The following is a 12,209-nucleotide window of genomic DNA, read 5'->3' as shown; positions in this document are numbered from 1 at the left end:
TTTCCCTTATATCGAATAAAGCTACAAATACCATAAAAAAAAGCCCAGTTTAAACCGGGCTTTATCAGTCGATGAACTTGGAAATATTTGTTATTTAACTAATACCTGTGGCGTATCTGTTGCACCTAAACCGAAGCCACCATTGTTTTCAAAGCATATACGTTCATCATGTTCCAAATACTTGGCGCTGGTTTTAGTTTTTGCCCAGCGGGCTTCCAGGTTCCAGCCATCAGAATCCTCCGCTTCGGTATATTTGATGGCAGGAATGGTGATGGTAAATGGACGTGTATAGATGGTCGGATCATCAAACGTGCCTTCGTAATTAAAACGTTTGCCATCGTCAGAAAAAATATACTTTTCCTTAATAGTGGCATTCTCACTGACGAACTCACCTGAGCGTCCGAACAGTGCTTTTCCGTTATGATTACTCACATCAACTACCAGTGTATTACCTTCCCAATGCCCTCTGGAATCACCGTTCCATAGTTTTAATTTGGAAGGCAGATGCGCCTTGTTGTCGAGATGAATAATGCGGCTGCCGTTATCAAATACAAACAATACATACCCAGGATATTGCAAAATATCATAACCATGCCAGTAAAAAGATTTTGGCACGCCGCCAGGTGCGCATCGTGCGTTTGGCTCTACATGACCTGGGTTGGTGGGGTTATGAAAGCCTATTCTGAACTGTTCCACCTTTTCCTTGGCCCATGGCTGGAAAGGGAATTTACCATCCTGAGGATCGCTGATTCGGCTTGGTGCCCGCTCTTCACGTGGCCCCAGTGGTTTTTTTCTGGCTTCGTAAATCACCCCTGCTTGCGGGTCTTCCAGATTGCTGTGATTACCAATCGTGTTCGACCACAAGCCACTAATGTCAGGTTGGCCATCCGGCAACCGCGGACCACTCCATTTTCCTGAGACCAGTTTAGGAAATGAAGTTTCACGGGCAATCCTGGTCTGACCAAGTGGCGTGACAACCGGTGTTGCAGCTACTGGCTGAGCCTTGCTCTTAGCTTCATCGGCAGCCAGCGATGACTCTGACGCTGCCATTGCGCACAAAGCAAGGAAAATACTGGAGTACCCTGAAAAGCGCTTAATACCATGTTTCATCATATGATTCATTGACCATTCATTTGTTTTAACTGAGTTACTGAGCTATTTAGTGTCCGGCTTTGGCGGGTAATGTTGCTCGTACTCGAGGGTGTAGCGGTAATCTTCAATGAGCTGAAAGTTTTTTTCTGGGTGGCGATGCAAATAAACAGTGATGTTCCATGGACGGCTGAACACATTTTTGTCTTCAATCGTGGCCTTGTATTCAATCGTATTAGCATCAGCCAGCTTCCAGCGCTCCACAACGTGCAGTGCATCACTGTGAAAGTTACCTGAACGATCCAGCCAGGTTTTGTCATTAAAGTGCTTCACGTCAACAACCAGGGTATCGCCTTCCCAATGACCACGGGAGTCGCCTAACCACCAGTCGTTAGGATCATCAGGATGCTCGGTATTGTTGGTGTGTATAGTGCGTACCGAGTGTCCAAATTGATGCACGATAGTGATATCACGTGGCCGCTGGAATAGCTGGATGGGTTCACGGTAATAGATGCCACGTGGTACGCCGAGCGTGGCACCTCTCAAGCGTGGATCTGCGGTGAACCTGTTTTCAAAATTCTTCTTTCGCTGCTCTAGAGCTTGCGGCAGGTAAGGAATCTCTCCACCCTCCACCACACCCACACCAGAAGAAGCATCAGCGCGTGCAATATGCGGCTCCAAATCTTCATCTGCCGAACTGGTGGTCTCCCATATACCGGAAAAATCCGGTTTTTTGTCAGCTCCGCGAGGAATTTTGGTATCGTGGGCAAATACATGATCGACCGGTAAAAAAAAGGCCAACACCATGAAAGACAGCAAGGTCGCTATTTCTTTCACACGTTGCCCGGATTGCATCTTTAAAAGCATCAACTGAAATCCCATTCTTTTAATTTTTTGTCATCAGTGACATTAGTTAGTGGTACCTGCAGACGGCAATGCTGGTGCGTCCTGTGCACCGCCAGTCTGGAATACCCGGCCATCGGCCAATTTGATAGAAGTGGAATAGGCGAATTTCTTACCATTCTTCGATAAATAACCATTGATGACTACTTCAGTACCTGATGGCAACACAGTTTTGGTCAGGCCTTTTTGTTTGAGACTGAAAGGTGCCCCAAACTCAAATCCCCAGTTGCTGACTGTGCCATCGGCTTCTTTTACATCTACATATACCCAGCTATGCGGGTTCACCCACTCGGCTTTGGTGACCACACCTTTAATTTCAATCGGCTTCAAAGCATCAAACTCTGCCGAAAAAGCATGGTGTGCAGTCACATTCTGTGCACTTAACATTAAGCCGGTAGTTATGACGGCTAAAGTCCCCTTAAAGCACACAAAACTATTTAATTTAGTCATTCTTTAAATCTCCACTATTTTCTCTACGCTTGTATTACTCAGCTTTAGTCAATACAGCCAATTTGGATATGCCAACACGTTCCACTATCGCCATCACCTTTGCAACAGACCCATAATTCACTTCATCGTCTGAACTCAGATGAAACACCTGTTCCGGACGTTGCTGGTAAATCGTTTTCAACTTGCTTTCAAGCTCGGTCAAGGGCACTTGGTCTTTATCCACGTAAACATCGCCTTTGGCGTCTACACTTAATGTCACAGGTTTAAGCTGGTCGGTAGGTTTGGTTGCAACCGTTTTAGGCAAATTCACGGAGATTGCATTGGTCATCACCGGGGCAGTCACAATAAATGCCACCAGCAATACCAACATCACATCCACTAATGGGGTTACGTTGATCTCACTCAGGACGTCGTCGCCATCGCTTGAACTAAAAGACATTAAGCTATCGCTCCTTTCAGGTTACGCACTACATTAGCTTCTTGAGTTGTACTGCCAGTTTCAATACGTGGCTGGAAAGTCACGCGGCGGGATACTTTGATCAAGTCTGCGGCAAAATCATCCAGGTTGTCGCTGCTGGTCTTCAAGCGGCGCAGGAAGAAGTTATAGGCAAGCACCGCCGGCACCGCTACAGCAATACCAATTGCAGTCGCTATCAATGCTTCACCAATCGGGCCTGCAACGACTTCAAGGCTGGCAGAGCCCAGGCGGCTGATGTCAGTCAGCGCGTGCATAATGCCCCACACCGTACCAAACAGACCGACGAATGGCGCAGTACTACCAATACTGGCCAGTACTACCAGGCCGGCTTCACGGATAAAACGCTCTTTTTTAATCTGCTGCTTTAAAGCACGCTCTAGTACATCCTGGCGGTCACCGGAGTGCTGCAAATCCCCACCAGCGCCTGATGAAGCATCAAACTCTTTTAGTGCATGAAAACCCACTTGGGCGACACGATAAGCAGGGCCTGCATGCCCTTCTAACTTGGAAGCTGCATTCAAATCGGATGCAGACCAGAATGCGCCACGGAATTTAACGTTTTGACGGCGGATCAGCCACACCTGATAGGCCTTAATTAAAATCAAAACCCAGGTGAAAATTGAGCCGATGACTAATGCAATCAATACACCTTGTACGACTGCAGATGTTGATGAAGATACTTCTAACATAATCTAAATTCCTTATTGTTCAGGATTAAAAATAATTGGCACAGTAGCCCAGCCATCGATAGGTGTGCTGCCACGCTTAGAGGGTACGAAAGTCCATTTCATGACAGTATTTACAGCCGCATCATCAAGTACTTTCTTACCGGTTGATTTTTTGACTGTTGCACTCTCAGGGGCTCCACTTGCCAACACTCGTACACGCAATATGACTGTTCCACCCCACCCATTTCTTAATGCCGCACCGGGATAATCAGGTTTGGGGTTATTCAAATAGCCTGCGTTAGCAGAAGCTTCTGTTACAGGTTCTTCAACCTTGGGTGCAGGCGGTGCTGGTGGTGGCGCTACTTCAGGTATCGGTGCGCTTTTGTCCAGCGGACCGCTGGCTGCCATCACCGGCGCACTGGTTGCCTCTGCCTTGGTGTTTTCTTGCACAGTCAAATCAGTCGGCGCCACATTTTCAACCGCAGGCGCCGTTTTAAGTGCTGCGATGGGCTGGGGTGGCGGCGGTGCTACTTTCTGTACTTTTGGTGGCGGCGGAGGCGGTGGTGGCGGAGGCGGCTCTACCACCGGCGGTGGAATTTCAGGTTTGATAAACTCAATCGCCACCTCATGCTTAGGTTCAACAACCAAAGGAGGCTGCTCGTAATTAAGATATGCCCATACGGCAGCCAGGTGCAGTAAAACAATGCCTGTACCAGCCCAAATGTAAACACTCTTTTTTAGCTCGCCATCAAACTGCAACCCTTGCTTGATAGCAATCCGTTCCAGTTTTGCAGCCAATTGTGCCGTTGGCTTTGCCAACTGGCTAAAAGTTTTGTCATCAAATGCATCAACTACATAACGACTTAGTGAACTCGACATCAATTATTCCCTTAAGCAAGCGTACATATGCATAATCTCTTGCTTTGTACATCCATGAAATATTGCTTTATATATACAATTTTTGTGCCAACATAAAAACCCATTAATATTCAATTGGTTAAGACATAAATCGCATTTCTTCCAATGGTTAACTGTCTCTGTAGAAACAACTACTGTTGCGTGACAAACAGTCCTCATGGCTACAAAAAAGCCACTCGTTGTTTTGAGTGGCGCTTGAGACTACCTGTTAAAAACTAGCAAAAGTAATTACTGAATAATGCCGTATTGCTTTAAATAAGCCCTTAACACATTACGGCTAATCCCCAGCACCCGCGCCGTTTGCACTTGGTTCTGGTGTGAATATTCATAAGCTTTGAGCACAATTCTTTTAACGCAATTCTCAAGCAATTCATCTGGCTCAAGTTTGATATATTCACTGAGCAAAGCATCCATCTGATCTTCAAGTGACAAACTATTGCTTAACCCGGAGCCTGCAAGACTTTGCAAACTTGGCAAGTTCAAATCCGATGGCTTCAGCAATTTGCCGTCGCACACCAGTAATGCCCGGTGAATGACATTTTCCAGCTCGCGGATATTTCCCGGCCATGGATAATCATTCATCAATTTAATTGTGTCTGTTGTCAGTTGCGGCTTCACCGTATGCAAGCGATTGCGATAGACCTCCAGAAAATGTTCAACCAGAGGCAAAATATCCCCCTTACGATCTCGCAAAGGCGGGATCTCAATGGGGACCACTTTAATCCGGTAGTACAAATCTTCCCTGAACCTGCCTGCATTCACGGCCTCCACTAGGTTTACATTGGTCGCAGCTATCAGCCGTACATCAATTGGAACCGGTTTTCGGGATCCTATCGGCGTCACTTCACGCTCCTGTAAAACCCTGAGCAACTTCACCTGGGTGGAGAGAGGTAAATCTCCGATCTCATCCAGGAATAAAGTCCCGCCGTTGGCAGTCTCGAACCATCCTTTTTTGGAACCGACGGCGCCGGTAAACGCACCACGCTCGTAACCGAATAATTCACTTTCAACCAATGTTTCTGAAAAGGCACCGCAATTGATGGCCGCAAATGGGCCCGCTTTTCTTGGGCTTAAATTATGGATATGTCTTGCTACCAACTCCTTGCCCGTCCCAGTTTCACCTTTAATCAAAGCAGTAGCATCACTTGGTGCTACCTTTTCAATCAAAGAAAGTAACTGTTTCGATTTCTCATCAGAATAAATGAGTGCGCTTGCTCTAACGGATAAACTTAAACGTTGTGGATTGGGAAAAAGAACAATCTTGTCCTCTCCCGAAAGGTTTTCATCAAACTCGGATGCTGTCCATACTCCCTCGCCCGCATTGTCACGATCATTTCTCGCCATTTGTGTATCCGTCACGTGGTATTTATTTTCAAAAACGTGAAAGATACGCTTGCTACATAATAATTACAAATAACATTTTGTCATTCAGTTATATCAAATAGTTATTAAAAATCGGCAATTCTACTGCTTGCGCTGCAACAGTTCTCAATAGTCAATTGCTGCAAAATCAACAGAGGCAACATTAAAATAAAAAGCGAAAATCATACAAGCCATTGATTAAAAGAGTTTTTAATAAGATGGCACACATTCTGCTATGAATCGGGTACTATAGGCGCCTCCCCTATTTATATAGGCCACCCCCCTATAAAAATAACTGTATTTATAACTAGAAAGAATTGATTCATGTCACGCCGAGCTAAGCCCTCATATTCGTATTTATCTGCATTATTTTTATCACTGGCAGCTTTAACAGAATTTCAACCAGCAATGGCCGCTGAAGAGGAGTTACCCGCTGTAGAAGTGAAAGGTAAACAAGAACAAGAGTCGTCTATTAATTTGAAAGCGAAAACCAGTACTGGTAGCCGCCTTGGATTAACCAATTTGGAAACACCCGCCAGTGTTGAAACACTGGATGCCGAAACAGTGAAACTTCGTGGCGATTTCAGCATACGCGAAGCTGTTTCCCGAACTACTGGTTTCACAGATATTAGCAACCTGGGCACCGGTGTTGCTTACTCTGCCCGTGGCTTCACCGGCAACAACTCAGTAGCCCAGGCAGAAGATGGGATACGTTTGCTAGTCGCGGCTACGACCATCACCTACCCCTCCGATAGTTGGGGCTATGACAGATTCGAAGTATTGCGTGGCCCGGCATCAGTACTGTTCGGTGACGCTTCAGTCGGCGGCATTGTGAACAGCATCCGCAAAGCACCAAACCGCGAATTTTCATTGCAAGGCCTGGTGAGTGGTGGCACACAAGGCGCCTATCGTTTAGGGATAGGCGGCACAGCACCAGTGGGTGAAGTAGCCGCCGTACGTATTGATGCATCGGCTTCGGGCGGTCAGGGACATGTGGATGATGGACGTTATTACAGTCACAAGCTAATGACTAATTTTGAGATCAAGCCAAGTGATACGCTCAAGCTGAACTTTATCTATGATCATAGTGATGAAAATCCTATGAATTACACTGGCATCCCATTAAAGAATGGCCGGATTAAAAGTGAGCTGCGTGACGAGAATTACAATGTAGACAATGCTATTCAAGAATTCCTGGATGACAGATTGAAAGCCAAGTTGGAATGGGATATTTCAGACTCTTTGAAACTTACTAACACAGCGTACTGGTTTAACTCACGCAGGCATTGGCGTGGAGTTGAATTGTACGCTTTAGGCACTACTCCTAATACCGTCGACAGGAACACTTATACCGAGATACAGCACAAACAAAGGCAGCTGGGCAACCAGACTATTCTCGCCGGCACGAGTGATCTTTGGAATCATGAAAACAAATGGTCTGTAGGCTATGAAGTTGCTCGAGTTGATTTCCAGTATTTTGACAACTTCTACCTGGGCAATGACCCGAGTAGTACGGTTGATATTAGCAACAGCAATCCTGGCTTGTTTCAAACCATAGACCCAACGCTAAAGGAATTTACCTCCAATACAGTGCAACAAGCCTTGTTTGTAGAAGACGCATTTCGCATTACGCCTGATCTAACCTTAAGTGCAGGTCTTCGCCAAGACTGGATCGACCTCGATCATACTGCCATCCTTCCTTACAGAACCACTGATTACAACAAGCAGTTCTCTCCCTTCTCATTCCGTCTGGGTGCTACTTACTTGTTCTCACCGAACACATCACTATATGGTCAATGGAGTCAAGGTTCTGACCCTGTCTCTACGATTGTTAGCACACGTTCAAACAATCGCAACTTTAAACTTACCTCGGCAGAGCAGACTGAAATTGGTATCAAGCATGTGCTCGAGAATCGGAAAGGCGAGTTTACTGTGGCTATCTACGATATCAGCAAGGATTATATTCTCACGCGTGATCCCAGCAACCCAACGCAGACGGTACAGGGTGGTAAGCAATCATCCAGGGGCATAGAGTTTTCTGCTTCATTATTACCGCTTGATCATTGGCGCACAGACTTTAACCTTGCTATTCTGGATGCTCAATATGACGAATTGCGTGAAGGTAGTGCGGGTATTTCGCGTGCAGGCAACATCCCAGTTGATGTTCCGGAGCGTGTAGCTAATGCGTGGGTCTATTACCAGCAACCATTGTGGCAAGCCGGACTAGGTGCACGTTTCGTTGGTGAACGTTATTCGAATAATGCAAATACGACAAAATTGCCTGGCTATACCGTTTATGACGCTAATGTAGCTTGGCACATTAATAAAAATATCACACTGCGTGGCAGCATCCGCAATTTGACCAATAAGTTGTATGCGGCTGTCTCTTACGATACCGAGCAGTTTCTCATTGGTGAATCTCGCCGTGCCGAAATTAGAGGCGAGTTTAACTTTTAAGCAAGCATCTTGAGTTAGTTGTTTTGCGATATCTGTATCTTACCCATCGATGGCTAGGCCTTATTCTTGGCCCACTCGTCGTGCTCTGGCTGCTATCCGGGGTAGTGATGTTATTTGTCAGCTACCCCTCTCTCACAAATGAAGAACAGCTGGGTCACCTGCAGACATTACAGCGCGACTTAGTAAAGGTTTCACCCGAAACTGCCTGGCATTCAATTTCTGGACAATCTCTAGAGACAACTCCCAAAAAAATCCAGCTGGAGATGCAACAAAGCCGGCCGGTATACTATTTTTTAAAAGATCACTGGCGTGCGGTCTGGGCCGACTCCGGGAGTAGAGTTGTCATTGATCGTGAAATGGCTATCCGTAATGCACTGGCTTTCCAACCGGCGGAACACGTTAGTAAAGTGAGTTTGATTGCACTTGATCAGTGGTCTTTTTCCGGCAGGCTGAATCCACACCGCGCGCTTTATAAAGTTTCGCTCGATAACGACAGCAAGTCAGAAATATATATATCCAGCCGTACCGGCCAGGTTGTGCTTGAAACCAGCCGGCATGAAAGATTCTGGAACTGGCTGGGTTCAATCACCCACTGGGTTTATTTCACAGAGTTGCGCGCTAACAGAGACGTCTGGCGACAGGTGATTTTATGGCCCGCCGGTTTTGGTATTGCGTTATCGGCGATTGGCATCTGGATAGGCATGTTAAGAATGCGGCTGGCTTCACGTTATAGCCGAAATCGTCATACCCCCTATCGCGGCCTTATGCGTATACATCATGTTGCGGGTTATGCACTGGGGTTGTTTTTATTTACCTGGTTATTCAGCGGCTGGCTTTCGATGACACCGATGAACTGGCTGTCTGACCGCAGTTTATCCGATCAAGAATTACATAACTGGCAAGGCCAGCCGGTTTCTTTAGATGATTACCGACTACCAGATCATTTTTCGGCCGAGACAAAACTCCTTGAATGGACCTCATTTTCGGGAAAAGTAGGTGTCATTAGCCATATTTTGGATAAGACCCAAAGGATAGACGCGGTGAGCGGCAATGCATTGCCTGCATACACACTGCAACAATTACAGGCAGCTGTCAGGGATTTACAAACAGCATCTCTGACATCTATCGAATGGATCCCTGAACAAGGGGACGCCTATTACACACCGGATAACAAGCACCTTCCTATCGCGCGCGCCAGTTTTGCGGCTGACTCTAATGTGAGCTATTACATCAATGCAGTCACAGGGGAAATCGTTTCCAGCCAGGATACACGTAGCCGATCTTATCGATGGCTGTTTACGGCACTGCACACATGGAACTTCCCGGGGATTGAACCGCAATTTTGGCGCAGGTTGTTAATTATTCTGCTATCTATCGCCGGGCTGACTATTAGTCTCACTGGCCTTTACTATGGCTTTAAACGTTTGGCATTGCAGCGTTAAACCTAATAATGATTGCGGCGCACCTCAGAAGGAATATAACTCCATTTGGGAATCCACAGCAGAGCGACTAATGAACCTACCGCACCTGCTATGGCAATCAATATCATAGCCGGATGCTCAACAATCTGCTCCGGATAAATACTGACAAACGCGCCCAAGCCGATAGCATTTCCTCCTGCTACTAATACTGCCGCAGCATAATCATGAAAACGGCGGGCCTTATTGGCCCCCATCGCCCATTTCGGGTCAGTGTTATAGCTTGGCATATGCGTATGGGCATTATCCAGCCTCTCAAGCTCAGACAGGAAACGGCGCAGATTGGTAATTGCTCGTTCTGATTTGTAATCCAGGAATGCAAGACTAGTCGAAGCCACGGGGAATCCAAGCACCAACCATTCTATTGGTAAAGGGTCACTCGCTGCACCAGAAGGTTTAAGTGCCACCAGGGCTGCAAGCAAACTGACTGTCAGCGTCACATACAGGGTCAGGGCTTGCTGCCGTTGCGTAATGCGGGCATTCACCTCTTGCGAAGCAGAAATAAACCGGTAATTGGCATCCACGATATTTTTTGACATGGTGTTGGCTCCGCTTTAACAGTTGGTTCATCAATGAGTTTAGCTGAAACAAAAAAACCGGAATAGCCTTCTGAAAAAGTAGAAGCTATTCCGGTTGAGCCAATCAGCGAATTGCTAACTTACATATGCAAGCTTGATTAAACGTGCGAATAGCCCTGACTCAGCCTGACCTAATGGCTTCCATGAAACAGGGCGCTTATCATTCGGGTACCAATAGGCAGAGTGGCAAGCTTCACAAGCTTTTTCTATACCCTCGCCAGCTTTAAGCAAAGCCTCAGGATTTTTCTCATCAATTGCGATTAGCGCAATTTTGGTTGCTTCCTGCAGCCCCTGAGCTTTCAAGGCAAAATCAGCGTGATTATTGCGGATAAGCTCCTCAATCTTTTTGGGATCCTCTTCAACAGGGTGTATGGAAGTACTGGCCCCGGTCACCGCAACCTGCCGGTCAGGGATCTGCAATAAATTACCGGCCTCTATCAACGCAATGGCATGCTGCCGGAGTACAGCCCACTCTGCATCTGTAGCAGGTGCTTTTTCCTCAACTCCCTCTTTTGTAACCGTAGTGGAGACGGAATTCCAGATAGGGTCCACATGAGGGTCAATCACCGAAAGCATCAGCTCCTGCAAGGTGCCAAATGGTTTGATTCCGTCCGGTATTTCTGTTGTTTGTTTACTGCACGCAGTAATCACCAGATAAAACGTGGTTAAAAACACTACCTTTACATTCATGTATAAACTTGCTTTCTATTGCGATTGTAGTCTAATTCAAAAAACCGATTGCACGTCCTGCAAATGCAACCCCAAACCACAGGGTGAGGCTCAGTATTGCTGCGGATATTGCGACCACAGGTTTTGGATTCTCTTTACGCGTCACCAGCCTTGTGATCGTGAAATGCACTACCAGTACCGCGGCCAGCAGATAAAACTTCAGCCAGAATGCAGGATTCGGGTAATACAATGACGCGCTCGGCAAAAGAATAAACAAGCCGGATATGGCAACCAGTACCAATCCAGCCAGGATCAAGGGATTAGTGACTTTAGCCAGGTAAGGAATGGGTTGCTTGCGCAATCCAAACCCAATCAGGCGCAGGTTTACGATTAATACGGCAGTTAAAATCAACAGGAATCCCAGTATGTGAAACAGTTGTGCAACTGCACCGGCAAATGCATTCAGCTGCGAAATATACAGGCTTACCTGATTGGTTTGAAGTTCGTTAAAAAAAGCTTCTGTGGTCATGATCTGGTTCTCGCAATTACTTAAGATTAGAATCTGGATTGGGTTGCTTCAAGGTATGGAATCAACCGCCCCAAAATAACGACGCCGCTCCATGAAATCAGCGAAACCCAGCCTGCCAGCTTGGCGCCTGCCGGAAATTGAGCCTGCTGACCCCATACTTGTACAGTCCTGCCAAACCTCAGTTCAAACCAAAGTGCATTGAAACCGGCGACCACAATGAGTGCCAGTTTGAGTGGGAAAACCGGTATTTCCCAGATACGCGGGCCTTCAGCCCATAACAAAATAATGCCGGTGACAAAGGTGATCAGGAAACCCACCAACACATAAGGCCTGAAATTATGCAGCACTTCATTGACGGGCACTTGCTTGAGGAACACCCCAATCAGTCGTAGATCAGTTGCTATAATCAAGCCCACCGATAGTGCCAGCCCGATCAAATGAATGCCTTCCAGCAACGGAAACAGATACAGTGATTCGCGCACACTGGTACCAAACTCTGAGTCATGCAGAATTTGTAGAAATTGAATAATGGTCATGAATGTCCCTAAAAATAGTAGCTGATACGATTAGGCCCAAATCTCAGTATTTAGTAGCAATCATCCGCTTCAACACTTGTTTTATAGGCTTATC

The 12,209-nt window shown here is 46.5% G+C and carries 13 protein-coding genes; 2 read left to right on the top strand and 11 right to left on the bottom strand.

Annotated features, from left to right (window positions below):
* Nucleotides 1-90 precede the first annotated feature (90 nt).
* The 7 genes from LPA26_RS02675 to LPA26_RS02645 form a co-directional block, all read right to left on the bottom strand.
* A complete protein-coding gene (locus LPA26_RS02675) occupies nt 91-1,122 on the bottom strand; it encodes a hypothetical protein (protein WP_229007231.1) in 1,032 nt (343 codons plus the stop codon).
* A 33-nt stretch (nt 1,123-1,155) separates the two neighbouring features.
* Nucleotides 1,156-1,956 carry a hypothetical protein gene (locus tag LPA26_RS02670; RefSeq protein ID WP_229007230.1) on the bottom strand — a complete coding sequence of 267 codons (801 nt, stop codon included), beginning with the start codon at nt 1,954-1,956 and terminating at the stop codon, nt 1,156-1,158.
* 42 nt (nt 1,957-1,998) lie between these two features.
* Nucleotides 1,999-2,379: a DUF6152 family protein gene (locus LPA26_RS02665; RefSeq protein ID WP_229007229.1), complete on the bottom strand. Its 381-nt coding sequence runs from the start codon at nt 2,377-2,379 to the stop codon at nt 1,999-2,001.
* A 97-nt stretch (nt 2,380-2,476) separates the two neighbouring features.
* Complete coding sequence (locus LPA26_RS02660; RefSeq protein WP_055831195.1) at nt 2,477-2,881, bottom strand: biopolymer transporter ExbD; 405 nt, start codon at nt 2,879-2,881, stop codon at nt 2,477-2,479.
* Nucleotides 2,881-3,609, bottom strand: coding sequence for a MotA/TolQ/ExbB proton channel family protein (locus tag LPA26_RS02655; RefSeq protein ID WP_055871688.1), 729 nt, complete (start codon nt 3,607-3,609; stop codon nt 2,881-2,883). The genes LPA26_RS02660 and LPA26_RS02655 overlap by 1 nt, the downstream gene beginning before the upstream one ends.
* 12 nt (nt 3,610-3,621) lie before the next feature.
* Nucleotides 3,622-4,467, bottom strand: a complete 846-nt coding sequence (locus LPA26_RS02650; RefSeq protein ID WP_229007228.1) for an energy transducer TonB — start codon at nt 4,465-4,467, stop codon at nt 3,622-3,624.
* Between the two features lie 267 nt (nt 4,468-4,734).
* The gene (locus LPA26_RS02645) at nt 4,735-5,850 is read right to left on the bottom strand and encodes a sigma-54-dependent Fis family transcriptional regulator (protein ID WP_229007227.1); all 1,116 of its coding nucleotides are present in this window, start codon (nt 5,848-5,850) and stop codon (nt 4,735-4,737) included.
* Between the two features lie 342 nt (nt 5,851-6,192).
* Here LPA26_RS02645 and LPA26_RS02640 point away from each other — a divergent pair, with 342 nt between their 5' ends.
* A complete protein-coding gene (locus LPA26_RS02640; RefSeq protein ID WP_229007226.1) occupies nt 6,193-8,325 on the top strand; it encodes a TonB-dependent siderophore receptor in 2,133 nt (710 codons plus the stop codon).
* Between the two features lie 23 nt (nt 8,326-8,348).
* Nucleotides 8,349-9,767 (top strand): PepSY domain-containing protein, encoded by a 1,419-nt coding sequence (locus LPA26_RS02635; RefSeq protein ID WP_229007225.1) that lies wholly within the window; start codon nt 8,349-8,351, stop codon nt 9,765-9,767.
* A gap of 2 nt (nt 9,768-9,769) precedes the next feature.
* On the opposite strand, the gene LPA26_RS02630 is transcribed toward LPA26_RS02635, so the two are convergent.
* The 4 genes from LPA26_RS02630 to LPA26_RS02615 all read right to left on the bottom strand — a co-directional run bounded on the left by LPA26_RS02630 (nt 9,770) and on the right by LPA26_RS02615 (nt 12,115).
* On the bottom strand, nt 9,770-10,342 hold the full coding sequence (locus LPA26_RS02630) for a hypothetical protein (protein ID WP_229007224.1): 573 nt from the start codon (nt 10,340-10,342) through the stop codon (nt 9,770-9,772).
* Nucleotides 10,343-10,456: 114 nt separating this feature from the next.
* The gene (locus LPA26_RS02625; protein WP_229007223.1) at nt 10,457-11,071 is read right to left on the bottom strand and encodes a cytochrome c; all 615 of its coding nucleotides are present in this window, start codon (nt 11,069-11,071) and stop codon (nt 10,457-10,459) included.
* 31 nt (nt 11,072-11,102) lie between these two features.
* Entirely contained in the window at nt 11,103-11,579 is a 477-nt protein-coding gene (locus LPA26_RS02620; RefSeq protein WP_055871671.1) for a DUF6644 family protein, read from the bottom strand.
* A 26-nt stretch (nt 11,580-11,605) separates the two neighbouring features.
* Nucleotides 11,606-12,115, bottom strand: a complete 510-nt coding sequence (locus tag LPA26_RS02615) for a DUF6644 family protein (protein ID WP_229007222.1) — start codon at nt 12,113-12,115, stop codon at nt 11,606-11,608.
* Nucleotides 12,116-12,209 lie beyond the last annotated feature (94 nt).

The sequence above is a fragment of the Methylophilus sp. Leaf408 genome (assembly GCF_916856905.1).
GTDB lineage: Bacteria > Pseudomonadota > Gammaproteobacteria > Burkholderiales > Methylophilaceae > Methylophilus.
The sequence above is the reverse complement of the archived record's forward strand: the minus strand, read 5'-3'. Positions and strand labels throughout refer to the sequence as shown.